Genomic DNA, 25,132 nt, shown 5'->3' with positions numbered 1-25,132 from the left:
GACAATAGTTCAAATTTGAATTATATTTAAATTAGTTCAAATTTGAACTATACTCATAATATATTGATAAAAATAATAATTAAAAGGAGTAGATAATAATGAAAGCAGCAGTGGTTTATTTTTCGGGAACAGGTAATACATTAAAAGTTGCTCATTTGTTTAAGGAAAGATTAATTGAAGTATGTAGTGAAGTAGATTTGATAGATGTTACAAAACACAATAATATATTAAAGAATTACGATTTAATTATAATTGGTTCACCAACATATTCAAAAGTTGCTTCAAGAAAACTAATAGAGTTTATAGATCAAAATATTGATAATGAGTTTAATAAAAATAAAGAGTTTATTACATTTGTTACTCACAGTTGGGAAAAGGCTTATGGTCATACTACTTTAAAGAAACATTTAGAAAAACGCGGCCTTAAAGTAATAAGTTCACAAGCATTTTTGATGCCTAACAATTTTTATATGATGATGAAAGAGAAAACATCTGAACATGAAAAGAAAAATAGGCTAGAAGAGGCTAGTAACATAGTTGATGAGTTAGTAAAAGCCTATAAAGAAGGATATACTCTTAATGAAAATGAGTCTAATGTTAAACGTATATTTTATCAAGAAATTTATAAAATGCTGAATAGAAGCTGGATTCCAACATTTGCACAGAAGTATTTAAGAGTAGATCAAAACAAATGTAATTTATGTGGTCTATGTGTTAGAAAATGTCCAAATAATAATATTGAAATAAAAAATGGAATAATTTCCTTTAAAAATGAGTGTTTAGCATGTGGTAGATGTTTTAATAAATGTCCTAAAAATGCCTATATAATTAATAGCAAAAAATAATAATTTTTATTATTTTTCATTGTAAAGATATTTAATTTACCTAAATGATGAGACTTGATAATTATTATAAAAATGACTACACTATATATATGGTTCAAATGTGAACTATAATAAAGAGTCTAATCTAAGAGGTGAAGAAATGGATGTTTTAGTTGCATTAGGAATAATACGTGAAAGAATTAATAAGGAATTACAAATTAAATTAAAAGAAAATGGAATTGGGATAAACTGTGGTCATATATGGTTAATGTCTATTGTGTATTTTAATGATGGAAAAGTAGAAATTAAAGAGCTAGTTAAACAACTGGAGAAGAAAAAATCTACAATTACAGAAATGATTAATACTTTGGAAAAAAATGATTTTTTAATAAAGTACCAATCAAAAGAAGATAAGAGAGTTTATTATGTTGAAGCTACAACTAAAGCACAAGAAATAAAACCTCAAATTTTAGATATAATTGAGGAAATTAAAAATAAACTACTTCATTCTTTTTTACAAGATGAGAAGGGGAGTCTTAATGGCTATCTTGAAAGAATGGTTAAAAATATAGAGTAAATTAATAATAAAAAAATGCAGATAGATATGTGTATTAACAATCTATCTGCATTTTTTATATATTTTTATTATTATTCAATACCTCTAATAACACCTTTAGATTTATGTTTTTCTATTTCATTATCATTTATTATTTCTGCTTGTTTACCTTTAGGATTATCTTGCTTGCTTTTGATAGGTCTTTTAGTTTCTTTATTGTATGGCAAAATTATCACTCCTTTATATTATATTTTCAATAGATAATACCAAAATTGAGTTTGTAGTATTAGCTTTTCCTGTGAGAATGATTTTATACTGGAATGTAGTGACTAATTAAAATGTAATTTTACATATTTGATTTTATGTAAACTAAAATAATGTAAACAAAACAAAAAACTAGTGCTAATTTACATAATGATTAGTTTTAAAATACTAATTGGGAAAAATTTATAAAAGTGATATAATATTCATGTAAATAAAAGCATGTTTACATATAAATAAGTAGAAAAATGGAGGTCTTATGAAAATTATAAGAGAAATTAAAAAAAGTGAATGTATAGATTTAGCAAAAGTAGCAGCTAATTCATATCCAGGTTCAGGGTTAGGAAATGCATCTGTTGATAGAATTAATAAGTGGTTAGAAACGATAGTTGATGATCGTCCTAATGAGAGATTAATCGGTTATTTTGACAATGGGAAGCTATTAGGAGGATTAAGATTATTAAATTTCAAAATGAATCTAAGGTCAAAAATTGTAAATGCTCAAGGTATTGGATTAGTATGTGTAGATTTATTACATAAGAAAGAAAGAATAGCAAAGGAACTAATGGAGTACACTTTAAATAATGCTGAAAAAGAAAAGGTAAGTATAATTTTATTAGATCCCTTCAATGTTCAGTTTTATAAGAATATGGGGTTTGGCTATGGAACTAAGGTTTACAAATATATGGTGAAGCCAGATGCTTTTCCTAAAGGAAATTCAAAAGAAAATCTTATATATCTTAATAAAGAGGAACATGAAGAATTATTAAGAGATTGTTACAACAGAGTATATAAAAATACTCATGGATTAATTGAAAAACAAGAGTATGAGTTAAATAATATATTTGATGATAGGAATATAATTATTGGTTCCATGAAAGAAGGAGTGTTGCAAGGTTACTTAGCATTTACATTTAAAAAAGTAAAAAATGAATATACTTATCAAAATAATATGATTGTACAAGAAATTATCTATGAAACACCGGAAGCATTAGGGGAATTGTGTACTTTCATTCATTCGCAACTAGATCAAGTACAAAGAGTTATTATGAATATGAATGATGAATATCTTGAGTTTATACTCAGTGATCCAACTAATGGATTAAATGATGGGTTTAATACTATGCATTGTGAGGTTAGTGTTACAGGTATAGGAAAGATGTATAGGACAATAAATTTAGAGAGATTAATGGAAGAGTTAAAGGCGGTATTAACATCAACAGTTAATTTTAAACTTAAGGTAAATATTCATGATAATTTAGTACAAGCAGTCAATAAAAGTGTAGTACTAAATTTTAAAGATGGAGAGACATATATAGAAGATGATGAGTATGATGTTGAAGTTACTATTGATGTTTCTGATTTCTCTTCTCTTATATTAGGAGTAATTCCATTCAGTAGATTAATAAAGAATGGTAGAGCAACTATTTCTGATAAAAATTATATTACAGCTGTTAGTTCAGTATTTACAGAATGTCATCCTATGTGCTTAACTGAATTTTAAAAGAACGCTGCTAGAATTAGATTCTAGTAGCGTTTTCATTTTCTTTAATGGGTATATACTCCTTGAACTCTTCATATGGGAGCAAAGGAGGAAGTTGAACAAATTCATCAGGGAAACTATTAATGTGAGCTTCAATGGGTGGGGTGCCAGTTTCATGATACCATTTAGAGTGTTCATATCTATGTTCCTGTCTCAATTTAAATAGATCATCTACTTTAATATCAATATTTTCCTTATTTTGAAACCACAACATTTCTTGCTTGTCAAAGTAATTGATTTTAAATATTTTTTCTCGCATATTAAACTCCTAAGAATAAATTAGTTATTGCCTTCTTAATTATTATATTTTTACCTTTTAAAAAGTGATTCTGTTAGTAAGAACTATTTAGTAATTTAAGAATATCTTATTAATGTAAGTAAGTTATAAGGAGAATATTATGCATACCCCTATACTTATGGTTATTCAAAATTGTGAATCTATGTGTGAGTATATGATTACATTCTTAGGAGAAGAAGAGGATGTTGAAGTAAGAAGAAGGCAAATACATTTACTACGTGATTGTGCTGATATTTGTACCTTAACATCAAAATTTATTTCTCGTCACAGTGTATTTGCAAAATATATAGCTAATCTATGTTCATATATTTGTGATACATGTGGTAAAGAGTGTATGAAATTTAAGGACTTAGAATCACAGAATTGTGCTAAAATGTGCATAGACTGTTCAAGAGAATGCAGAAATTTTGCAATGGTTGAATAAAATTATATAAGATACACAACACCTCACTTTTAGTTATTAAGTGAGGTGTTGTGTATAGTGCAAGTATAATATTTTATATGATATTAAAAGAGTAACGATTGATTATAATTGTTCTATACCTACTTTTTTATTAGTTAAAACCTTTATAATATGATTATGTTTAGATTTTATTTTAATTAGTAAAACAAAAAAACATAATCATTTTAAATGTTTTAAGGGGGAATTGAGTGATAGAATTATTAAAAGTGGAATCATCAAAAAAAAGATGGGAATTAAATAAGGAGTATATTGAAATTTTAGGTAGTCCAATAGATGGCTTCTGGGAAAACGTAGTAATTGGTACAGCACTTTGTTACCAGATAAAACACGATAAAAAAATGGTAGGTCATTTTTTTGTGGATGAAGATAAGACATTAGTGCAATTCTATGTTTCAAGAGAATATTATAACAACGCACCAGAAATATTTAATAATATTATAAAGAGCAATAAAGTAAAGAAGGCCGCTGTGCCAACTAAAGAAGTAGATTATCTAACCTTATGTCTTGATAGCCAAAAAAGTTTAGAGGTTGATATGTATCTTTTTGAGGATAATCAGAACATGAATCACAAATTTAATACTTTTAGTAGCAGTACATTCAGATTAGCAAATAAAGGGGATATTGATAGTATAAGATTAAAATGTGATGATGCTTATGATGGTTATTATGAAAATTTGATTGAAAATGACAATTTATTTGTTTTATACGATGGAAACTCATTGCTAGGAATTGGTGAATTTAGAATAATAAGATCTAACGAAAAATATGGTGATATCGGTGTTGTAGTTGCAGAAGAATACCGTAGAAGAGGTATCGGAACCTATATTATTAAGAAATTAAAAGAGCATTGCTATAGTAAAGGTCTTAAACCTATGGCATGCTGTGATATAGAAAATTTAGCGTCAAAAAGTACTCTAGAAAAAGCTGGTTTTATTGCTAATCATAGAGTTTTAAACGTGCAATTTAAATAAAAGAATAAAATAACAACTTTTACTAGTAGTTTGAGAGTATAACTATAGCCTTATAAAAATAAGGATAGATAGTATCCAGAATAAATGAGATATATTAATAACTACATAAAAGGTTAAAATAATATTAATAAGAATATTAGAATAATATAGTTGGTTAATAGTTGCATTCTGCATTCTCTTATATATAAATAAAAATAAGATTGCAGGTAAAAAAACTTTAAATAGTATTCCTGCAGAAGAGTTTTGTACTATTCCTGACATTAATGGATTGGCTTCAATAAATAATCCGCTGTCCAATAGAATATGTGTGAATATAATGTCAGAAAGGTTTAATATGTATAGAAGTAAAAATTTCTTTTTTATATTATAAATATTATGGTTTCTTATAAAAGATATCATATGAACCGCCTCATTATTATAATTATTATAAGATATTATATTCACTTTTACTAAAATAATACTTAATTGTATATTTATTTATAAAATTGTTACATCTAAGTGAATTTAGTGTTATAGGAAATTTTTTTATTGGCAATAGATAATATTTATGATATATTATAGAAGAATTTAATATTTTCTTATGATTACATAGGGGAGTAGCTAGCATATTTGATATGTAGCTTAGTCAACATACTGATGAGTTTTCATCTGGCTAAGTTTTAAATAGTGAGACTTATGCATAATTTTTGTTATGCTTAAGTCTCTTTTTGTTGTCAAAAATAAAGGAGGTTTTCAGATGACATTTAGTACAATTTTTATTATTGCTGTGGGATTAGCAATGGATGCATTTGCAGTATCAATTACAAGTGGTATTACAATTAAAAAATTAAAAGTAAGGCATGCATTGAAAATAGCACTGTTTTTTGGAGTATTCCAAGGAGTTATGCCTCTTATAGGATGGGCTTTAAGTATAAAATTTAGTGATTATATTGAGAGTGTAGATCATTGGATAGCTTTTATCTTATTAGGGTGTATTGGTGTAAAAATGATTAGAGAAGCGTTTGATAATGAGGAGGATGAAAGTAAGAAGAATCCATTGGACTTAAAAACACTTACAATTTTATCAATTGCAACTAGTATAGATGCGTTAGTAGTTGGTGTAAGTTTTGCTTTTCTTGAAGTAAATATTTTGTATGCTACATTTATTATTGCAGTTATTACTTATGTAATATGTTTTATTGGTGTTCTTATTGGTAAAAAATTTGGAGAATTATTCAATAAAAAAGCTGAAATATTTGGTGGAGTTATTCTGGTATTAATGGGAATAAAAATCTTATTAGAACACCTAGGAATTATTTAAAGCTAACTAATAAGTACTATGTATAAAGATTAATAAGGTGCAAATAGCATTTAAACTTTGTTATTAAAATATTTACTATGATACCAAGATATGCTAAGATTAAATAATAATAAATTTTTATTGTTGTGGAGTGTTAATATGTGTGATAAATTTGAAGTAAATATTTTATCTCAAGGAGAGAGACTAAAGAATTTACGTAAATCATTAGGATTAAAACAAACTGAATTAAGTGGAAATGACATTACTCGTAATATGATTAGTATGATTGAGAACAACAAAGCACCTTTGACAATAAAATCATCAAAATTAATATATAATAATCTAATGCAATCATTGAGAAAAAGAGGCTTGGAATATGAAACCTCACCAGAAGAAATATATCTCACAGAAGAGGAGCAGGTTAGAAGAATTTCTGAAAGGTATATTGAATATTTAGAAGAAAATAGAGTGGAGAAATTTAAGAATTTTCCAGGTTTTAAAAATCTAGATGTAATAATGGATGTTATAAATAAATACAAAGTAAATGATTGCAAGATGAAGGTTTATTTTTATTTAGCAAAATACTATCAATTTAATCTGGATTATAATAAAGCTTTTAGGTATTTTTCAATAGTAAATGAGTTAGTATTAAGTGAAGATGCTGACAATGAATTTATAAGTCAGTTAATGATCGCTATATTGGATGTAGCCAGAAATACTCAAAGATATGAAGAAGGATTATTAATTAGTGACAGATTTATAGATAGAATTGAGATAAATTATTTGGTGACTTTCATGCACAATAGAATTATTATTCTAAAGAAACTAAATAGAATTAAAGAAGTATTAGAGGAAATTCGAAAGTTTGAAAGTATTCCTGAAAAAATTCTTCGAGAACATTCTTTTCATATTATTGCAATGGCAATTTTGAAGGCAAATTGCTTAAGAGAACAAAATAAATATAAACAAGCTATAGATATATATTTTCATTTATTAGAAGATATAGTTTGGCATGATAAGAATATTCATCACAAAGCATTAGTTTTAACAAATATTATAGAAACTTATCTTGATACTGGTGATAACTATCTAGAATATCTATTTAAGTTAGATAATTTAATCGATACTTATCCTTCACTTCATAATTATAGGTTTATGTGCGAGTTATGTAAACATGTTTACGACGCTTACGATAACTTAAAAGATGAGAGATATAATGAATTAAAAGATAAATACCTAAAAAAAATCATTAGCTCTTCAATGAAATATAAATTACATAATTTCCTATCATTTGCATTAAATAAGCTACTTGATGATGCAAAAATTAGTAAAGACGAAGAAAAAGTTGAAAGTATTAAAGAAGATATATTTAAGGCTTTAAATAATGGAATGTTGAAATTAGATTCATTGTTAGTATATAATCTGATAGAATACTATAATTCTATAAATAATAGTGAGAAGATATCTGAAATCATATATTTTATTAGAAACTTAAATAAAGAAAGAGGGGCTTAAAATGCTTAGAACAATTGCATGGTACTCGAACTTTGCAGGAAGCTTAGTTCTTAAAATTCCGCAAATGTATAAGGTTAAAAGATTACAAAAAACTCTTGATGAACAAGAAGCTACAAAATATATACATGATATTACTTCAAAATGGGCGAAGAACCATGTTAAAGTTAGTGGAGCAAAAATAAATGTCTTTGGTGAAGAGAATATACCAGAGGATATACCAGTAGTGTTTATTAGTAATCATCAAGGGAATTTTGACATAGCTCTTTTTATGAGTTATATTAATAAGCCAAAAGGTTATATTGCAAAAGTAGAGATGAAAAAGGTGCCTCTAATTAGGACTTGGATGGAATTCATGAATTGTGTATTTATGGATAGAAGTAATATTAGAAAATCCGCACAAGCTATAATAGAAGGGATTAAGATTCTCAAGGGGGGGCATTCATTAGTTATTTTCCCTGAAGGTACAAGAAGTAAAGGGGGAGATGTTGGTGAATTTAAAGCTGGTAGTTTTAAATTAGCAACTAAAGCTAAGGTGCCTATAGTTCCAGTAACAATTGATGGAAGTTACAAACTTATGGAACAGAATAAAAATAAGATCAAACCAGCTGAGGTTAATTTGTACATACATCCCATGATAGAAACAAAAGATCTTTCAAAAGAAGAACAAAATGAATTGCCAGAAAAAGTTAAACAGATAATATGTAGTAAATTATAATATGATTAAACAGCACCATACTTGAATATAAAGTATGGTGCTGTTGATTTTATTTGTTTTTCATTTCTTTAAGTTTGCAAATTCCTTGAGTCATTGTACCCATTGGACAATATACGCACCATGATCTTGGTTTGTATAATAACATTGTAATACCTCCTAAAAGAGTTGAAGTAAGCATTAAGCTATAAAATCCAAAAGCAAATTGTGCTACCCAACTAGGAACAAAAGAAATTTCTGTCCAGTTCCAAGGTACTTTAAAAGTCCAAAATAGTGTAATAACTTCATTTAGACTTCGGACATCTTTAAACACGTAAAAAGAAATTAGGAGCATATTAACAAACATAAACATGAAGAAAGTAAGAAAACCATATCTGAACCATTTACTTTTAATAAATTTTGGGATAGATTTTTTTCTGGAAAGTTTATATTTTGTTCCAAGGATATTAAAAAGTTGACCTCTACCACAATACTTATTACAATAGGTCTTTCCTCCACCAGTAATAGAAATTCCTAATGGTATTAAGAAACACAGAAGTCCTATCCATGCAAACAGTATATTAAAAAATCCTAGCATCAGGTAAAGGATAGAAACTATCCATAAGTATTCATGCCATTTTTTATTTCTCATTACTTTTCCTCCTTAGACTTAATCAAAGTAATTACTGATGCAGGGCATATTTTTTCACATTTACCGCATCCAATACAGTTCTCTATATCAATCACAGCAAATAGTCCTTTATGGATTTTAATTGCTTTCTTCGGACACTCTTTCATACACGCTCCACAAGCAGCACAATAATCCTTATCTACTCTAGCTTTTTTTCTTTTCACAAAATCACCTCAAAAGTAAGTATCTATATATTAATATATACTGATATATAGATATTTGTGACTATTAATTTGTATGTGAATAATATGCTATTCAAAAGATTTATGATAAAATACTATATATATTTAAACATAGGAGGGAAAGATGAAAAAACTAATAAATAAAATTACATATAATTCACCTGTAATATTAAGTTTTACCTTTTTAAGCTTTATTGTTTTATTACTGGGAGTGATAACTAAAGGATATTCAACGAGGTTATTTTCAAATTATAGTTCGTCCCTTTTAAATCCCCTTACATACATAAGGTTATTTTCACATGTATTGGGTCATGGTAACTTTGAACATTTTTTCGGGAATTTCATGATAATCCTAATAGTAGGACCTATTATTGAAGAAAAGTATGGAAGTAAAAAATTATTGATTATGATATTAATTACAGCTTTCGTAACTGGAGTAATAAATAGTTTGTTTTTTAATACAATTTTATTAGGAGCAAGTGGTATCGCATTTATGCTAATTTTATTAAGTTCAGTGGTTAATACAAGAGCGGGAGAAATTCCATTAACATTAATTATTGTGTTTTTGGTTTTTGTTGGAAAAGAACTATATGTAGGAATTACTCAATATGATAATATTTCTCAACTTACACATGTGATAGGTGGGTTATGCGGAAGTGGGTTTGGTTATTATTTATTAAAAGAATGATAAAAAGATTTCAAGTGAAAACTGGATTTATTCACACTCAAAACTTATAGAACCACCGCGACTTTGAGAATGTATAAATTAAGTTTCACTATAGAAACTCAAAAAAAAGAAAGGCATGCGCAAACACATGCCAAAACTTAAGGGGACTAATATAAAAAGAATAAGATGCCTTTCTTATTCGCACATTTTAATTCTTGACAGAAACAAAGATTTTAAACATAGTATTAATAAATAATTTAAAATAAATAGGTTTGCATTATAAGTGTAATTAATATTAATTATATTTATTTTGCAAACCTTTTTTATTAATTAAGTTAATGTTAATATGAATTTAATTTATACTTTCTTGAATTTACAAATATTGTAATATATAATAAAAGTATATTATTATTCTAGGAGGGTGATAATGGGCGTTCAAATAATACATAAGTGTCCAGTGTGTAATAGACAGCTTACAGTTCGGAGAATGAAATGTAATGAATGCAACACTGTTATTGAAAATGAATTTATTTTTGATAAATTTATGACTATGAATAAAGAAGAACTTAAGTTTATTGAAGTATTCCTTAAGTGTAGAGGGAGTATAAAAGATGTTGAAAAGGTTTTGGGGTTATCTTATCCTACAGTAAGAAGTAAACTTGATAAGATAGCAAAAAAAATTGAAGATAAGGATTTGAAGAGTAAAAAGAAAGAATCATCTGATGATTCAAAGGATGAATTAAAAATTCTTAAAGAGTTAGAAGATGGTAATATAGATTTTGACACAGCTTTAAGAGAAATAAAAAAAATGGGGGAAATATAATGGGGTCTGAAGTCATGAAGGTGCTTAATATGGTACAGGAAAACAAAATAACAGCAGAAGAAGGAGCTAAGCTTATTGAAGCAATAAAACAAGGGGAGGTTTCAAAAGAGGTGGTTAGGGAAGAAGCAAAAACTAATTTAATACAGTCTTTTGATTGCCATGAAGATGTTCAAAAAATTCCAGGTGAAAGGATGTTAAGAATTAAAGTGCATTCTTCAGATGGTGAAAAGGTAAAGATAACATTGCCATTAAAATTTATAGTAGGAATGATAAAAGCTACAGGAAAGATGCCAACTATAAATTCCAATATTAAAGGAGTTAACTCAGAGGAATTAATGAATAGTATTTTAACAGCTGCAGATTCAGGAATGAAAGGAAAAATTCTTGAAGTTGAAACTGATTCAGGTGAACACATAAAGATAGTGATTGATTAACAGGGGTGATATTATGAAACTAAAAATTGTAACTGATCAGGGAAAGAAAATTAATATTCCTATTCCTAACTGGCTAATTAGAATGGGTATAAATAAGAGTATTCAAAAAGCATATAGTTCTCAGAAAGATAACCAAGAGAGTAATGCATTATCAAAATTTGATTTATCAATTATAGCTGACAATATTGAAGAGTTAAGTAATTACAAAGGTTTAGTTGTTCTTCACGCAGTAGAAAAAGACGGTACAGAGGTTAAGTTAATAGTATAATATTGATAGTATCCAACTGTTTAATTTATAAATACTTGGATACTTTTGTTTTTATAATTATATATCTCTTGTGTTATACTTTAACTATAAACCAAGTTAGGGGGAATTATAATGATTAAGATTATTGTAGATAGTACATGTGATCTGCCAATAAAATTTCTAGAAGAAAATAATATAGATGTCTTACCATTGAGAGTATTGATTAAAGATGAAGAATACTTTGATAAACAAAATATTAAAATTGAAAAAGTTTTTGAATATATGAAGGAAGGGATAGTGCCTAGGACTTCTCTACCAAGATTAGATGTAATTAGAGAGGTATTCACTAAGAAGTGTGCTGAAGGAGAAGATTTTATTTATTTATCTCTATCCTCAAAATTATCCGGAACTTTTCAAGCAGCTAAATTGATTATGGAAGAATTGAGAGAAGATTATCCTGAAATTAATATGGAAGTAATCGATACTAAAGCGGCATCTATAGGTATAGGACTAATGGTTATGGAATTAATAGAAATGATTAATGATGGAGCTTCATTTTGTAAGTTAATAGATTCTATAGAATTTTATAAAGACAATTGTAGTCAATACTTTACCTTAACTGATTTGCATTGGCTAACTAAAGGTGGTCGACTTCCTAAAAGTAAAGCAATAATTGGTACTGTTATGAATATTAAACCTGTACTTGCTATTATGGATGGTGCAATAGAAGTTGTAAAATCATTAAGAGGAAGTAAAAAATCTTTAAAATATATTGTTGATAATGTTATAGATGAGATGGATGTTAGAGATTGTGAATATATTGGGATAGCACATGCAGATGATATTAATTCTGCTGAATTCATAAAAAGTAGAATCAATGATATGTATCCTAATAGAAAAATTATAATTACTACTATTGGAAGTGTATTAGCTTCTCATATAGGGATTGGTGGACTTGGGGTCTTCACATTATCAAAATATAAAGAATAAATTTTATAATATTTTGCAATAATTAAAATATTGTGTTACTTTATAAGTGATAATGTTTTGGAGGTGGTTAAATGCAGAACCCAAATAGAACAATTAAACCTAATAGTGAATTAGGAATCATTGTTTTAGAAAGCTGCAAGGAACTAGGTCAGAAGATCAATAACTCTCTTATTAAAAGAAGAATGGAGATGTCAGAGTTTTCGGGTACATTGAAAGAATCGTATTTAATTTCTAAAAATGAAGTTCGTTTTTCTAATGGTGAGGGAAAAGTTGTACTTAATGACAGTGTGAGAGGTAAAGATATTTATGTAGTATGTGATATTGGAAACTATAGTTGTACATATGAAATGTTTGGTTTTACTAATCATAAAAGTCCTGATGATCATTTTCAAGATATAAAAAGAGTTTTATCGGCAATTGAAGGGAAGGCTAGAAAAATAACCGTTATAATGCCTCTCCTATATGCTAGCAGGCAGCATAGAAGAAGAAGTAGAGAATCTTTAGATTGCGCAATTGCATTGCAAGAATTAGAAAGATTAGGAGTTAAAGATATTATAACTTTTGATGTACATGATCCTACAGTTCAGAATGCGATTCCCTTGATTTCTTTTGATAATATATATCCTTCTCAAGAAATAATCAAAATGTTTATTCATGAAGAAGATTTACAAATTGATAAAGAGTCAATGTTAGTTATTAGTCCAGATACAGGTGCTATGGATAGAGCTATATATTATTCAGGTGTTCTTGGTCTTGATGTTGGATTATTTTATAAAAGACGTGATCATTCAAAGGTTATTGGAGGGAAGAATCCCATAGTTCAACATGAGTATATGGGAAGAGAAATTGAAGGTAAAGATGTTCTTATTGTAGATGATATGATTTCCTCTGGAGAGTCCATATTCGATATAGTTGATGAATTAAAAAAGAGAAAAGCTAGAAGAATATTTGTATCAGCTACATTTGCATTATTTGCAAAAGGGGTTAAGAAATTCAATAAGTATTATAAAGATGGATTGATAGATAAAGTCTATTCCACTAATCTAACATATATCCCAGAAGAGGCTAGGAATTCAGATTGGTTTAGAGAGGTAGATATGTCAAATTTAATAGGCGGTATCATAAATAATTTGAACTTGGATTTATCTATCGGACCATTAGTTCATGATACAACATATCTTGATGAAATAAAGATGAAAAAAGAATAGATAAATAAAAAATCCTATAAATAATAGGATTTTTTTTATTTATTAGTATATAATAAGCGCAAAAAAAGCTACTATTTCAATAGTAACTTTTAAAATTTATAATAATATCTGTTTTTTCGCATAACCATTGTATTTTAATATATAATTTAAATACTATATATATACTATAAACTAAAAATGCAATATAGTCAAGAAAATATTAGAAAAATTAAGAAAACTAAAGTTTTATATTGAACACTTAGAAAGGGAGTTTTTGAAAAGAAGAAATAAACTTAAATAACATTTTCATTTAATTGGAAAATGTATTACAATATAATATGTCTCAGACCCACAAAACTTGTGAGGTGATTAATATGTGTATTGAAAAGAAATCAGATTATTTAATGGAATCTTCAAGATTGGATTTAACTTTAAAGCATCTTAATATTTATTATGACAAAACAATTAAAACAGTAGCTAAAATTGATGAGGAGGTAGAGTATGGTATAAGGCATTTCAACTCTGATAATGCTGAACAATTTAATGAACTTGTAATTAATTCTGTGTTACAATCTAATTTAAAAACAAAAGTGCAAAACCTTGTTCAAAGTCTTAATAAACCATATTTTTCAAGAGTTGATTTTAAAGAAGATTCATCAGATGAAGATGAAAACCTCTATATTGGTAAAACTTCACTAATGAACGAAGAGACTCATAAATTATTGGTAATAGACTGGAGAGCTCCAATTGCAAACTTATATTATGAAGGGAGAATTGGAGAGGCTCATTATGAATGTCCAGAGGGAATCATTAATGGTGTGATTTCACTAAAACGGCAATATAGCATCGAAAATAGTAATCTTAAAGATTATTTTGACATCGACATTACCACAAATGATGAATTTCTACAGGCTTCCTTAGGGGCTAATGCTGACAACAGATTAAAAGATATCGTATCAACAATCCAGGCTGAGCAGAATAGAGTAATAAGAGCTGATATGTGGAAGCCATTGATAGTGCAAGGGGCTGCTGGTGGAGGAAAGACAACAATTGCTCTACATAGAATAGCATATCTTATATACACTTATGAAAAAACATTTACTCCAGATAATTTTATGATTATTGCTCCAAATAGATTCTTCTTAAATTATATTTCTGAAGTTCTTCCAGAACTTGGTGTGGATAAGGTTATTCAAACTACTTATGAAGACTTTGCTAGAATGGTTTTAGGGAAGAAAGTAAAGATAAGAGAAGGATATATTAAACTTGGGAATATAGTTAACAAATCAATGTCAAGCAATATAGGCAATTCTACAGTAAAAGAAATATCACATTTTAAATCTTCCCTTGAATTTAAAGATCTTTTAGAAGAATATATTGATTACTTAGAAGAATCCTTTCTTCCTGATGAAGATTTTAAAATATACAAATTCAAACTTATATCTAGAGAAAATTTGATGAAACTCTTTAAGGAGGAATATAAACATCTTCCATTCAAGAAAAGAATCGATGAAATGAAGAAGCATTTAAACAACGTTTTGAAAAGAAATAAACAAAAACTCCTAGATAAAGTTGAACTTATATATGATGAAAAACTTAATCAAATAAGGCATAAGATGAAAGATGGCCCAGAAAGAAGAAAATTATTTATTAAAATGACAGATGAAAGAGATTTATTACTTGAAAAAATCAAAAAGCAATCTAAAACTTTAGTAAATGATTACCTAAAAAAGATTGAGTATAGAACTGTTGAAGAGTACTATAGAGAATTTCTTGAAAAGTTAGTGGATTCAAAACTAGAAGACATCTTAGTAAAAGATACATGTACATCAACCATTGATTCAATAATTCAAAACCTATATGAGATTGAGGATCTTGCACCTTTGCTGTTATTAAAGTATAGCATATTTGGATTGGATGAAAAAATTACAGTGAGACATGTTGTAATAGATGAAGCTCAAGATTTTAGCTTATTTCAACTATATATGCTAAAGACTTTAATAGGAAGTAGCTCTATGACAATATTAGGAGACTTATGCCAAGGAATTAACAGTTATAGAGGAATTGAGGATTGGCAGGATGTTACCAATAAGATTTTTACAGAAACTAAGAGTACATTTTTAAAACTAGATCAAAGTTATAGAACAACTGTTGAGATAATGGATAAAGCAAGTTCTGTTATTGAAAAATTAGATGATGAGAAGCTTCCTCCAGCTAAACCTGTTCTTAGGCATGGGGATGATGTTTCGGTTATTGAACTTGACTCGTACCAAGAGATTTGCAGAAATATATCTATGGATATTGATAATATGGAAAGTAGGGGTTATAGTTCACTTGCCATAATATGCAAAACACTGGATGAATGTATGAAAATAAAGAAAATATTGAAAGGGCATAATAAAAATTTAACTCTTATACAAGGAAATGAAAAGAAATACAATGGAGGTATTGCAATTATCCCTTCATACTTGGTAAAGGGATTAGAATTTGATATGGTCATAGTTGCGAATGGTTCAAAAGAAATGTACGCATTTAATCAAATGGATGTAAAACTACTTTATGTTGCTTTGACAAGACCTCTTCATAAATTAAATATATATTCTTTAGGTGAAAAATCGAATTTATTATAAATTTGATAAAGAGATATTCTGAATGGGAATATCTCTTTTTATTTTGTAATAAATTTGTAATTAATGGTATATAATTACATGCTAAAATTATAACTATATTATAAAGTATAAAATACTTTATATCTAAAATTAAAGGGGGTATTTTCATGGCAGTAGTATTTATAATTTTGGGAATAGTTCTTGTGCTAGCTATTATATTGTGGGGCATAGGTGTAAGAGTAATCCCTAATGACAAAATTGCAGTTGTTGAGAAATGGTGGTCGCCTAAGGGGGCATTAGATGAAAAAATCATTGCATTAAATGGAGAAGCAGGATATCAACCAGAGTTACTAAGAGGGGGTATTCATTTATTAACTCCATTGATGTACAAGATTCATAAATGTTCATTGGTGACAATTCCACAAGGTGAAATAGCCTATGTTTTTGCAAGGGATGGTAAACCTCTTGATCCAACTCAAACATTAGGTAAAGTGATTTTTGAAGGAAATAACTTCCAAAATACACGAGGATTTTTGAATAATGGAGGTCAGAAAGGACCACAGAGGGGGATTGTTAGAGAAGGGACTTATGCTTTTAACCTAGCACAATTTGTAATTATTACAAATAATAAAACCTATTATCTTCCTTTAGGAAGTAAATCAGAAGATGTGTCTATTGAGAATATGGCACAAATACTAAAAGAGAGAAATGGATTTAATCCAATAGTTATAAAAGGCAGCGATGATGAAGTTGGAATTGTAACGGTTCATGATGGTCCCTCATTAAATAAGAATGATATAATAGCACCTACTGTAGGGGATGATTCAAATAATGAGGACACTTATCACAATAACTTCCAAGATCCAGAAAAATTCTTACATGCAGGTGGTTTTAGAGGTAGACAACATCAGGTTCTTGTAGAAGGAACTTACTTTATAAATAGATTATTTGCAACAGTTCAGTTTATTGAAAAAACAGTTGTTGATGTTGGTTTTGTAGGAGTTGTGGTATCGTATATTGGTCCCCGTGGAGAAGATTCAAGTGGAGAAGGGTACAAACATGGTGAATTAGTTGAAGAAGGGTGTCGTGGGGTATGGAACAAACCGCTTATGCCAGGTAAATATGCCTTTAATACTTATTCAGGTAAAATTGTAACGGTTCCTACTACGAATATAATTTTAAAATGGATAAGTAATCAAAGTGGTACTCATAGTTATGATGAGAATTTGAAAGAGGTAACTTTAATTACTAAAGACGCATTTCAACCATCATTACCATTATCAGTTGTTCTTCACATAGATTATAAGAAAGCACCATTAGTTATTCAAAGATTTGGAGACATTAAAAAACTTGTTGATCAGACACTGGATCCAATGGTATCTGCATATTTTAAAAATATTGGTCAAACTAAAACTTTAATACAATTAATCCAAGAGCGAAGTGATATTCAAGAGACCTCTTCTAAAGAAATGAAAATAAAGTTTGGACATTATAATTTAGATTTAGAAGAAGTGTTGATAGGGACTCCTTCTTCATCAGAAAATGATAATAAAATTGAAGATATACTTACTCAATTGAGAGAAAGACAAATAGCATTAGAAAGAATAGAAACTTACTCTCAACAAGAGAAAGCAGCTGTTAAAGAGAAAGAATTTAGAGAAGCTCAATCAAGAGCGTCTCAGCAGCAGTTTTTAACTGAGTCAGAAATTAATATTCAAATTCAAAGTAATAAAGGTAAAGCAGAATATAGACGTGCATTAGAAGAAGCCTCCAAGATAAAAGCTATAGCTGAAGCTGAAGCAGAAAAGGAAGCTAGAATTGGTATTGGTAAAGCAATAGCAGTAGATGAACAGGTAAAAGCATATGGAGGACCACAATATCAAGTTATGCAGGAGATTATGAGTAAATTTACTCAAGCAATTGAAAAATCACAGATTAAAATAGTTCCTGAAACTTTAGTAACTATGGGGGGTGCTGAAGGACAAAGTGGTAATGTGTTTGAAATGCTAATGGGAATGCTTGTAAGTGAGAAACTTGGAGTTGATTTTGATAAAAAATGTGAAGAAAAAAATGATGCTAGAGCAATGAAGATAAAAGATAGTATCTTAAACTCTCTAAATAAAGAAGATGATATAAAAGAAGAGGATATTCCCATTATTGAATAAAAATAAACAACTATATCAATTGTAAAAATTGTATTATAATATAATAAATGGTTAAATTGAATTTGGAGGTTGATTATATATGGGGATTTTTAAGTTTATTAAGAGTCAATTTATTGAAGTAATTGAATGGACAGATGACTCTAGAGATATAATGGTATATCGTTTTCCGGTGCAAGGAAAGGAAATAAAAATGGGAGCACAGCTTACAGTCAGAGAATCGCAGATGGCTATCTTTGTGAATGAAGGAGAAATAACAGATATTTTTCCACCTGGAAGGTATACGCTCTCTACAGAGAATCTTCCAGTTTTATGTAAACTTAAAGCTTGGAAATATGGATTTAATTCACCATTTAAAAGCGAAGTTTATTTTGTAAATACAAGACAATTTACTGATAATAAATGGGGGACATCAAACCCTATAATGATGAGAGATAAAGATTTTGGAGTAATCAGGATTCGTGGATATGGAATTTACTCTTTTAGAGTAAGTAGTCCTGAAGTATTCTTAAAAGAGGTTTTTGGAACAAATTCATCTTTTGATACTGAAAATATTGAAGGTCAGTTAAAAAGAATGATAATTTCAGGATTAACAGATGCAATAGGTGAATCCAAGGTTGCGGCATTAGATTTATTAATGTACTATGATGAGTTAAGTGAAATAACAACAAATAAGCTTCAGAGTAAGTTTAATGATTTAGGTATTACTTTAACTTCTCTTTATATAGAAAACATTTCTGTGCCAGATGAAGTTGAAGAAGCGATGAATAAGAGAGCATCAGTTGGAGCTATGTCTATGGGCGGTGGGATAGACAATTATACTAGACTGCAAGCAGCTGATGCAATGAGAGATGCAGCTCAAAATGAAGGTAATATAATGGCTAATGCAGGGATAGGGTTAAGTACTGGTGCGGCGTTAGGTAATATTATGGCACAAACATTAAACAATGTTAATTCACAGAATAAGAGTGAATCAATATCTCATTCACCTGTTGAAATAGATAAAAAAACACAGGAAATGATAACTTGTAGTGGATGTAAAGAAAAAATTAGCAAGGATAATAAATTCTGCCCAGAGTGTGGGACAAAAACATTAGTTCCAGAGGAAAATATGATGAATTGTTCAAAATGTGGGGCAAAAATAAAAATTGGATCAAAATTCTGTCCTGAATGTGGTGAGAAGCAAAATAAAGAGAAGTTCTGTGAAGGTTGTGGAGCAAAATTAAGCGATTCTTCGAAGTTCTGTCCTGAATGTGGAACTAAAGCTTAATAGGAGGAGGAATATGAATAAATTTAATGAGGAAAATACAAAAGTAAAAAAAGACACTCATAAATATGATTGTCCAAGTTGCGGAGGAAATTTAAGTTTTGATATTGAAAGTCAGTCATTAATTTGTCCTTATTGTTCTTCCAGTGTTCAAATTGAATTTGAAAATGAAGAGATTATAGAATATGATATTGATTCAGCAATGAATGATGCAAATACTGATTGGGGAGATGAACAGAGAACAATCAAGTGTGAAAATTGCGGAGCCGAAACTCTAGTGGAAGCTAAAAATACTTCTGAATTCTGTGCATTTTGTGGTTCTTCTCATATACTGAAATCAGATGCTGAGAGAACTATTGTTCCTGAATCTTTGATTCCTTTTAAAGTTACAAAAGAGAGCGCACAAAAAGAATTTAAGAAATGGATTTCTAAAAGATATTATGCCCCTAAAGCACTAAAGCATCAATATAAATTTGATAAACTGTCAGGAGTTTATATTCCATTTTGGACATATGACTCATCAACGTATTCCTCTTATAGTGCACAGAAAGGTACTTATTATTATGTAAATGTAACAAAATGGGAAGAGGTTAATGGTGAAAGAAAACAAGTTACAAAAAGAGAACGTAGGACAAGGTGGGAATATGTTGCTGGGGATTTTGCTAAAGATTTTGATGATATACTTATTCCAGCATCTAATCAAGTTAAAGAGAAGTTACTTAAAAGACTTGAACCCTTTAATCTTAATGAACTTGTGAAATATCAACCTCATTATATATCAGGATTTATTTCAGAAAGATATAGTATTAATCTTGATGAAGGGTGGAGCTTAGCACAAACAGAAATAAAAGCAGATCTAAGAAATTCAATTCAAAGGAAAATTAATGGTGATACAATAAGAGATTTAAGAATCTCAACTCATTATGAAGATATAAAATTTAAACATTTATTACTACCTATTTGGATTTCAGCATACACATTTAAGAATAAGAACTATAAGTTTATGATTAATGGCCAAACAGGAGAAGTACAAGGAGAGGCTCCAATAAGTATTTGGAAAGTTATATTCACAATATTAGTCCTTGCAGGTATAGCTATATTGATATACTTTTATATGAGCAATAAATAATTAAAAAATTCTTTGACTCTTAATTTACATTTAGGGATCAAAGAATTTTTTTTGTATTCGATACTCGTAACTTAAACCTAATAAAGGTTAATTAATCATATATTAAGATAACTTTTCATATATTTGTAAATAGAAAAGCTAAAGTGAACTTGAATAATTGATTATGATAACATAGAAAGGTTTAGGTGGTTAGGTGAGTAAAAAGAAATGGATAGTGGTGATTATATCTGGGTTAGTTTTTCTTGTTATAATACTAGGAGTCTTATTAATTAATGATAATCCTACAAATGAAGTTCATGTGGTTGAAGCATCGGAGATTATCTTTAATGATCCTGAGATTGAAAGATTGGTAAGAGAGCAATTAAATATTTTTGATAAATCTATAACTGAAAGTGATATTTTAAAAGTAGAAAAATTATTTATAAATAACTATGATGCTGATGTTATATCTTTAAACGATATTAGGAAATTTACTAATCTTAGGTCTTTAAATCTATGGAAAGTAAACATTGATAACCTTGATTTCTTAAAAGAACTAAAAAATTTAACCTCTTTGGAAATTTGGTTTAGTGACTTGAAGGATATATCAACGATTAAGGAGTTAGAAAACCTCGAAGAACTAGTTTTGAGTTCAAACCAAATTGAGGATATTGCAGTAATAGGGGAACTTACTAAACTAATAAAAATCGATTTGTCCTACAATAGAATTAGATCAATAAGAGTTTTAAAAGATTTGGAAGAATTACAAGAGGTGATTTTAACAGGAAATCTAATTAAGGACATAACCCCATTAATGAGTTTAAAAGAGTTAAGGACTCTATATGTTGGAAAAAATCCACTGAGTTTTTATTATCCATTAGGAGAATTAAATTGGTCTAAGATTGAAATAATTGATCTAAATGGACTATCAAAAGAAACTTTAAAGTATTTACCGCAAGATACTACAAAAATAAAAGGATTAGGATTAGCTAACATGGATTTAAGCAGTATAGATTTTTTGAATAAATTTGATAACCTTGAGTATTTATCAATAAATAAAAATAATATTAAAGATTTATCTCCATTAAGATATTGTAAGGAACTTAAAATAATATATGGTCAAGATAATTTAATATCATCTATTAAATTCCTAAAAGGCTTAGAGAAGCTTGAAATAATTAACTTTAGTAATAACTTTATTGAAAATATTAAGGTGTTAGAATATCTATCTTCATTAGAAAAGATAAATTTATCTAATAATAGAATAAGCGATATGACTCCTATTCAGAATTTAAAAAAGCTAGAAGTAATAAAGGTGGATAAGCAAAACCTTAATAGTAATTTGTAAAGGAAAAATTAAAATAGATAAACTTCTAGAGTTTATCTATTTTTTTATAGTATCTAATATGATCAAAGCAGTATCTTCTATTGCTCTATCAGTAACATCTATCTTCTTGCAATTAATTCTTTTAAATATAACATCTGCATAATCAAATTCTTCTAAAATTCTCTGATCATCTGTATACCCTGAAGTATTAATACCCCAGCCTAGTTTTTCTAATCTGTGTTTTCTAATTTCTATTAATTTAAGGGGGTCTATTGTTAATGCGATAACTTTTCTTTTATCTATTTCAAATAGTTTTTGTGGAGGAGGTATCTCAGGTATTAATGGGATGTTGATTACTTTTAAACCTTTATAAGCTAAATACATGGAGAGGGGAGTTTTTGATGTTCTTGAGAGTCCAACAAGTACGATATCTGCAATGTCTAAACCATTATAATCTTTAGAATCGTCATATTGAATTGCAAACTCAATAGCAGAGATTCTTTTATAATACTCATCATCCATGCTCCATATATTCCCCGGCTTAAAAGCGGGTTTTATATTGAATTTTTGACTTATAATATTAATGCCTGGTGATAGAACGCTTATGTAGCAAAGATTTAACTCAACACATTTCTCAACTAAAAATTCCTTTACTTCACTGAGGATAATTGTTGAGATGATAATTAAATTTTTTTCTTCTTTGATTGTATCAATGAATTTTTGTGCATTTTTTAAAGTCTTTAAATAAGGAACTCTAGTAATATGGATCTCCTCGGAAAATTGAGATGCAATTCCTTTTGCAACTAATTCCGCAGTTTCGCCTATTGAATCTGATATGGCATATATACTTAGCATGATATCATCTCCATAAGATAATAATTGTTTATACTAATAATATGGTGATAAATTTGCTATACTATGCAACAGAAGAGAATTTACAAAAAATAAAATATTTTGAATTTTTAATCAATTTGTAGTATAATTAACTTAATAAAAAAAATGCATATGTATTCCCACTACATATGCACATCAAGTAAGTAATATAAATTAACGTTAGCTTTATTTAAAAGCTAAACAAGAAGGACTTTCATTGTACTATAATATGAAAAATTATTCAAATGAAGGAAATGTTGTTTAAAGAAGTTAATTAGCTGTAGTACCTTTAAGCTAGGGTTATTTTTATATTTCTTACATAAACCAATATTAGGTATAGTGCATTTAATAATGAAAATTATACAGAAAAAGTAAATGCGAGTATCTAATTACATAGTGTGTTTATCAAAATGAAAAGCGAAAGCTTTTTATTTTTTTGTTATATAAGGAATAATTATAATTTTAAGAGTTTATTTAATATAATATTTATTTCAAATTAAACTTAAAATGTAATTATTATGTATAATTATCTTTTTAAATTATGAAATTAACAGAAAAATATTCAAAAAAATAAATAACGAAAATTTTTTATAATATCTGATTTAATATTCAAATTAGTACTATTATAATTAATGATTAAGTAAGAATTGATGATGTAATTATCTTTAAAATATATGTTAAATATATGTTAAATTTAAATTTATACGAACATTTCAAAAAAATATTTTTAAAACTAAATGCGCATAATACGACAACAATCGATTAATTTCAGTGAATTATTAGAAAAATTATTGAAATTTTTTTTAGAATATGATAAATTAAAGAAGTTGCTTAACCGGTTTAAGTTATATTCCGAACATATGAAAAATTTAAAAAAGTAAAGGGGAAGTACAAATGGATAAAATTATTGGTATTATTGGGTTATTTGTATTAATAGGTATTGCTGTATTATGTTCTGAAAACCGCAAGAAAATTAACTGGAAACTTGTTGGTATCGGAATAGGTTTACAAATTGCATTTGCTTTTCTTATTTTAGAATTTGAACCAGGAAGAAAATTCTTTGAATGGTGTTCATCAGGTATTACTAAATTATTAGAGTTTACTGCAGAAGGTTCAAGCTTCTTATTTGGTGGACTTATGAATGTTGAAAGTGTTGGGTTTGTTTGGGCGTTGCAGATTCTGCCAACGATAATATTCTTCTCAGCTTTTATGAGTATTTTATATCATCTTGGTATTATGCAAGTTGTTGTAAACGTATTAGCTAAAGGTATGGTTAAGCTTTTAGGAACATCTGGAGCTGAAACATTATCTGCTGTAGCAAACATATTTGTGGGACAAACAGAGGCTCCACTTGTTATTAAACCGTTTATCGCAACAATGACTAGATCTGAGTTATTAACAGTTATGACAGGTGGTATGGCAACAGTTGCCGGTGGAGTTATGGCTGGTTATGCTGCTATGGGTGTAGATCCTGGACACTTATTAGCTGCAAGTATTATGTCAGCACCTGCTAGTTTGGTTATTGCAAAAATTATGCTTCCAGAAACAAAAGAGCCAGTTACAAAAGGTAAAGTTGAAATGAATCTTGAATCAACAAGTTCAAATATTATTGAAGCTGCTGCTAACGGAGCAAGTGAAGGTTTAACATTAGCACTTAATGTTGGGGCGATGGTTCTAGCATTCATAGCACTTGTTGCTCTAATTAATGCTATCATTGGCGGAGTTGGAAGTTTAATGGGAATGGAGTACCTTAACTTAAGCTGGATTTTAGGTAGATTATTTGCACCATTAGCTTATATAATGGGAATACCTGCAGCTGACGTAATTGCTGCTGGAGATCTTTTAGGTCAAAAAATTGTAATGAATGAGTTTGTTGCTTACGCTAACTTAGCACCAATGATTGCTGAGCAAGTGTTACAACCAAAAACAATTGTTATCTTAACATATGCTTTATGCGGTTTTGCAAACTTTAGTTCTATCGCAATCCAGATTGCTGGAATTGGTGGACTAGCTCCAAGTAGAAAATCAGAAATTGCTCAACTTGGATTAAAGTCAATGATTGGTGGTTCTTTAGCTGCATTCATGACTGCAGCAATCGCTGGTATTCTTTTCTAGAATATCAGGATATGAAAAAGATCAGAACTTAATGTTCTGATCTTTTTTT

General features: G+C 28.4%; 26 protein-coding genes. 20 read left to right on the top strand and 6 right to left on the bottom strand.

Translation table 11 applies throughout. From position 1 onward, the window contains the following. Nucleotides 1–98 precede the first annotated feature (98 nt). Complete coding sequence (locus OW730_RS15940) at nucleotides 99–845, top strand: EFR1 family ferrodoxin (protein ID WP_271225041.1); 747 nt, start codon at nucleotides 99–101, stop codon at nucleotides 843–845. 139 nt (nucleotides 846–984) lie between these two features. Further along, nucleotides 985–1,401: a MarR family winged helix-turn-helix transcriptional regulator gene (locus tag OW730_RS15935; RefSeq protein ID WP_271225040.1), complete on the top strand. Its 417-nt coding sequence runs from the start codon at nucleotides 985–987 to the stop codon at nucleotides 1,399–1,401. A gap of 71 nt (nucleotides 1,402–1,472) precedes the next feature. Here the strand turns inward: OW730_RS15935 and OW730_RS15930 are convergent, their stop codons facing one another. Next, entirely contained in the window at nucleotides 1,473–1,607 is a 135-nt protein-coding gene (locus OW730_RS15930) for a hypothetical protein (RefSeq protein ID WP_271225039.1), read from the bottom strand. A gap of 293 nt (nucleotides 1,608–1,900) precedes the next feature. Between OW730_RS15930 and OW730_RS15925 the strand changes: the two genes are divergently transcribed. Then, a complete protein-coding gene (locus tag OW730_RS15925; protein ID WP_271225038.1) occupies nucleotides 1,901–3,145 on the top strand; it encodes a GNAT family N-acetyltransferase in 1,245 nt (414 codons plus the stop codon). Between the two features lie 16 nt (nucleotides 3,146–3,161). Here OW730_RS15925 and OW730_RS15920 read toward each other — a convergent pair whose 3' ends face one another. Next, nucleotides 3,162–3,443, bottom strand: coding sequence for a hypothetical protein (locus OW730_RS15920; protein WP_271225037.1), 282 nt, complete (start codon nucleotides 3,441–3,443; stop codon nucleotides 3,162–3,164). Nucleotides 3,444–3,582: 139 nt separating this feature from the next. Between OW730_RS15920 and OW730_RS15915 the strand changes: the two genes are divergently transcribed. Both OW730_RS15915 and OW730_RS15910 read left to right on the top strand, forming a co-directional pair. Beyond that, complete coding sequence (locus OW730_RS15915) at nucleotides 3,583–3,906, top strand: four-helix bundle copper-binding protein (RefSeq protein ID WP_271225036.1); 324 nt, start codon at nucleotides 3,583–3,585, stop codon at nucleotides 3,904–3,906. A gap of 227 nt (nucleotides 3,907–4,133) precedes the next feature. Then, on the top strand, nucleotides 4,134–4,916 hold the full coding sequence (locus OW730_RS15910; protein WP_271225035.1) for a GNAT family N-acetyltransferase: 783 nt from the start codon (nucleotides 4,134–4,136) through the stop codon (nucleotides 4,914–4,916). 42 nt (nucleotides 4,917–4,958) lie between these two features. On the opposite strand, the gene OW730_RS15905 is transcribed toward OW730_RS15910, so the two are convergent. Then, nucleotides 4,959–5,315: a DUF5658 family protein gene (locus OW730_RS15905; RefSeq protein WP_271225034.1), complete on the bottom strand. Its 357-nt coding sequence runs from the start codon at nucleotides 5,313–5,315 to the stop codon at nucleotides 4,959–4,961. A gap of 337 nt (nucleotides 5,316–5,652) precedes the next feature. Here OW730_RS15905 and OW730_RS15900 point away from each other — a divergent pair, with 337 nt between their 5' ends. From OW730_RS15900 to OW730_RS15890, 3 genes are all read left to right on the top strand, one after another. After that, the gene (locus tag OW730_RS15900) at nucleotides 5,653–6,216 is read left to right on the top strand and encodes a manganese efflux pump MntP (protein WP_271225033.1); all 564 of its coding nucleotides are present in this window, start codon (nucleotides 5,653–5,655) and stop codon (nucleotides 6,214–6,216) included. Nucleotides 6,217–6,354: 138 nt separating this feature from the next. Continuing rightward, nucleotides 6,355–7,710: a helix-turn-helix transcriptional regulator gene (locus OW730_RS15895; protein WP_271225032.1), complete on the top strand. Its 1,356-nt coding sequence runs from the start codon at nucleotides 6,355–6,357 to the stop codon at nucleotides 7,708–7,710. 1 nt (nucleotide 7,711) lies between these two features. Beyond that, nucleotides 7,712–8,425, top strand: coding sequence for a lysophospholipid acyltransferase family protein (locus OW730_RS15890; protein ID WP_271225031.1), 714 nt, complete (start codon nucleotides 7,712–7,714; stop codon nucleotides 8,423–8,425). A gap of 49 nt (nucleotides 8,426–8,474) precedes the next feature. Here OW730_RS15890 and OW730_RS15885 read toward each other — a convergent pair whose 3' ends face one another. Continuing rightward, on the bottom strand, nucleotides 8,475–9,053 hold the full coding sequence (locus tag OW730_RS15885; protein ID WP_271225030.1) for a 4Fe-4S binding protein: 579 nt from the start codon (nucleotides 9,051–9,053) through the stop codon (nucleotides 8,475–8,477). Next, nucleotides 9,053–9,256 carry an ATP-binding protein gene (locus tag OW730_RS15880; protein WP_271225029.1) on the bottom strand — a complete coding sequence of 68 codons (204 nt, stop codon included), beginning with the start codon at nucleotides 9,254–9,256 and terminating at the stop codon, nucleotides 9,053–9,055. The genes OW730_RS15885 and OW730_RS15880 overlap by 1 nt, the downstream gene beginning before the upstream one ends. Nucleotides 9,257–9,398: 142 nt before the next feature. On the opposite strand from OW730_RS15880, the gene OW730_RS15875 reads away from it, so the two are divergent. The 11 genes from OW730_RS15875 to OW730_RS15825 all read left to right on the top strand — a co-directional run bounded on the left by OW730_RS15875 (nucleotide 9,399) and on the right by OW730_RS15825 (nucleotide 22,116). Next, nucleotides 9,399–9,962: a rhomboid family intramembrane serine protease gene (locus OW730_RS15875; RefSeq protein WP_271225028.1), complete on the top strand. Its 564-nt coding sequence runs from the start codon at nucleotides 9,399–9,401 to the stop codon at nucleotides 9,960–9,962. A 406-nt stretch (nucleotides 9,963–10,368) separates the two neighbouring features. Beyond that, nucleotides 10,369–10,764 (top strand): DUF2089 domain-containing protein, encoded by a 396-nt coding sequence (locus tag OW730_RS15870; RefSeq protein ID WP_271225027.1) that lies wholly within the window; start codon nucleotides 10,369–10,371, stop codon nucleotides 10,762–10,764. Then, a complete protein-coding gene (locus OW730_RS15865) occupies nucleotides 10,764–11,198 on the top strand; it encodes an SHOCT-like domain-containing protein (RefSeq protein WP_271225026.1) in 435 nt (144 codons plus the stop codon). The genes OW730_RS15870 and OW730_RS15865 overlap by 1 nt, the downstream gene beginning before the upstream one ends. A 13-nt stretch (nucleotides 11,199–11,211) precedes the next feature. After that, nucleotides 11,212–11,466 carry a hypothetical protein gene (locus tag OW730_RS15860; RefSeq protein ID WP_271225025.1) on the top strand — a complete coding sequence of 85 codons (255 nt, stop codon included), beginning with the start codon at nucleotides 11,212–11,214 and terminating at the stop codon, nucleotides 11,464–11,466. Between the two features lie 111 nt (nucleotides 11,467–11,577). Further along, nucleotides 11,578–12,435, top strand: coding sequence for a DegV family protein (locus OW730_RS15855; protein WP_271225024.1), 858 nt, complete (start codon nucleotides 11,578–11,580; stop codon nucleotides 12,433–12,435). Nucleotides 12,436–12,506: 71 nt separating this feature from the next. Further along, on the top strand, nucleotides 12,507–13,643 hold the full coding sequence (locus OW730_RS15850) for a ribose-phosphate pyrophosphokinase (protein ID WP_271225023.1): 1,137 nt from the start codon (nucleotides 12,507–12,509) through the stop codon (nucleotides 13,641–13,643). Between the two features lie 353 nt (nucleotides 13,644–13,996). Continuing rightward, the gene (helD, locus tag OW730_RS15845; protein ID WP_271225022.1) at nucleotides 13,997–16,252 is read left to right on the top strand and encodes an RNA polymerase recycling motor HelD; all 2,256 of its coding nucleotides are present in this window, start codon (nucleotides 13,997–13,999) and stop codon (nucleotides 16,250–16,252) included. A gap of 146 nt (nucleotides 16,253–16,398) precedes the next feature. Continuing rightward, the gene (locus tag OW730_RS15840; protein ID WP_271225021.1) at nucleotides 16,399–18,396 is read left to right on the top strand and encodes an SPFH domain-containing protein; all 1,998 of its coding nucleotides are present in this window, start codon (nucleotides 16,399–16,401) and stop codon (nucleotides 18,394–18,396) included. 79 nt (nucleotides 18,397–18,475) lie between these two features. After that, nucleotides 18,476–19,663 carry an SPFH domain-containing protein gene (locus OW730_RS15835; protein WP_271225020.1) on the top strand — a complete coding sequence of 396 codons (1,188 nt, stop codon included), beginning with the start codon at nucleotides 18,476–18,478 and terminating at the stop codon, nucleotides 19,661–19,663. Between the two features lie 13 nt (nucleotides 19,664–19,676). Beyond that, entirely contained in the window at nucleotides 19,677–20,789 is a 1,113-nt protein-coding gene (locus tag OW730_RS15830) for a hypothetical protein (RefSeq protein ID WP_271225019.1), read from the top strand. Nucleotides 20,790–20,982: 193 nt separating this feature from the next. Next, nucleotides 20,983–22,116 (top strand): leucine-rich repeat domain-containing protein, encoded by a 1,134-nt coding sequence (locus tag OW730_RS15825; RefSeq protein WP_271225018.1) that lies wholly within the window; start codon nucleotides 20,983–20,985, stop codon nucleotides 22,114–22,116. Between the two features lie 36 nt (nucleotides 22,117–22,152). On the opposite strand, the gene ppsR is transcribed toward OW730_RS15825, so the two are convergent. Further along, complete coding sequence (ppsR, locus tag OW730_RS15820) at nucleotides 22,153–22,950, bottom strand: pyruvate, phosphate dikinase/phosphoenolpyruvate synthase regulator (RefSeq protein WP_271225017.1); 798 nt, start codon at nucleotides 22,948–22,950, stop codon at nucleotides 22,153–22,155. Between the two features lie 912 nt (nucleotides 22,951–23,862). Here ppsR and OW730_RS15815 point away from each other — a divergent pair. Continuing rightward, the gene (locus OW730_RS15815; RefSeq protein ID WP_271225016.1) at nucleotides 23,863–25,083 is read left to right on the top strand and encodes a NupC/NupG family nucleoside CNT transporter; all 1,221 of its coding nucleotides are present in this window, start codon (nucleotides 23,863–23,865) and stop codon (nucleotides 25,081–25,083) included. Nucleotides 25,084–25,132: the final 49 nt, after the last annotated feature.

Origin of the sequence: Oceanirhabdus sp. W0125-5, from assembly GCF_027938815.1 — a bacterium.
Classification (GTDB): Bacteria; Bacillota; Clostridia; order Clostridiales; family Clostridiaceae; genus Oceanirhabdus.
This window is presented reverse-complemented; position numbering and strand designations above follow the sequence as displayed.

Excerpts from the sequence above, each read along its gene's own strand:
- OW730_RS15915 (WP_271225036.1), top strand. The coding sequence starts at position 3,583 with ATGCATACCCCTATACTTATGGTTATTCAAAATTGTGAATCTATGTGT.
- OW730_RS15920 (WP_271225037.1), bottom strand. The coding sequence starts at position 3,443 with ATGCGAGAAAAAATATTTAAAATCAATTACTTTGACAAGCAAGAAATG.
- OW730_RS15830 (WP_271225019.1), top strand. The coding sequence starts at position 19,677 with ATGAATAAATTTAATGAGGAAAATACAAAAGTAAAAAAAGACACTCAT.
- OW730_RS15925 (WP_271225038.1), top strand. The coding sequence starts at position 1,901 with ATGAAAATTATAAGAGAAATTAAAAAAAGTGAATGTATAGATTTAGCA.
- OW730_RS15835 (WP_271225020.1), top strand. The coding sequence starts at position 18,476 with ATGGGGATTTTTAAGTTTATTAAGAGTCAATTTATTGAAGTAATTGAA.
- OW730_RS15875 (WP_271225028.1), top strand. The coding sequence starts at position 9,399 with ATGAAAAAACTAATAAATAAAATTACATATAATTCACCTGTAATATTA.
- OW730_RS15900 (WP_271225033.1), top strand. The coding sequence starts at position 5,653 with ATGACATTTAGTACAATTTTTATTATTGCTGTGGGATTAGCAATGGAT.
- OW730_RS15935 (WP_271225040.1), top strand. The coding sequence starts at position 985 with ATGGATGTTTTAGTTGCATTAGGAATAATACGTGAAAGAATTAATAAG.
- helD (WP_271225022.1), top strand. The coding sequence starts at position 13,997 with ATGTGTATTGAAAAGAAATCAGATTATTTAATGGAATCTTCAAGATTG.
- OW730_RS15840 (WP_271225021.1), top strand. The coding sequence starts at position 16,399 with ATGGCAGTAGTATTTATAATTTTGGGAATAGTTCTTGTGCTAGCTATT.
- OW730_RS15885 (WP_271225030.1), bottom strand. The coding sequence starts at position 9,053 with ATGAGAAATAAAAAATGGCATGAATACTTATGGATAGTTTCTATCCTT.
- OW730_RS15905 (WP_271225034.1), bottom strand. The coding sequence starts at position 5,315 with ATGATATCTTTTATAAGAAACCATAATATTTATAATATAAAAAAGAAA.
- OW730_RS15855 (WP_271225024.1), top strand. The coding sequence starts at position 11,578 with ATGATTAAGATTATTGTAGATAGTACATGTGATCTGCCAATAAAATTT.
- OW730_RS15860 (WP_271225025.1), top strand. The coding sequence starts at position 11,212 with ATGAAACTAAAAATTGTAACTGATCAGGGAAAGAAAATTAATATTCCT.
- OW730_RS15865 (WP_271225026.1), top strand. The coding sequence starts at position 10,764 with ATGGGGTCTGAAGTCATGAAGGTGCTTAATATGGTACAGGAAAACAAA.
- OW730_RS15895 (WP_271225032.1), top strand. The coding sequence starts at position 6,355 with ATGTGTGATAAATTTGAAGTAAATATTTTATCTCAAGGAGAGAGACTA.
- OW730_RS15850 (WP_271225023.1), top strand. The coding sequence starts at position 12,507 with ATGCAGAACCCAAATAGAACAATTAAACCTAATAGTGAATTAGGAATC.
- OW730_RS15890 (WP_271225031.1), top strand. The coding sequence starts at position 7,712 with ATGCTTAGAACAATTGCATGGTACTCGAACTTTGCAGGAAGCTTAGTT.
- OW730_RS15870 (WP_271225027.1), top strand. The coding sequence starts at position 10,369 with ATGGGCGTTCAAATAATACATAAGTGTCCAGTGTGTAATAGACAGCTT.
- OW730_RS15815 (WP_271225016.1), top strand. The coding sequence starts at position 23,863 with ATGGATAAAATTATTGGTATTATTGGGTTATTTGTATTAATAGGTATT.
- ppsR (WP_271225017.1), bottom strand. The coding sequence starts at position 22,950 with ATGCTAAGTATATATGCCATATCAGATTCAATAGGCGAAACTGCGGAA.
- OW730_RS15940 (WP_271225041.1), top strand. The coding sequence starts at position 99 with ATGAAAGCAGCAGTGGTTTATTTTTCGGGAACAGGTAATACATTAAAA.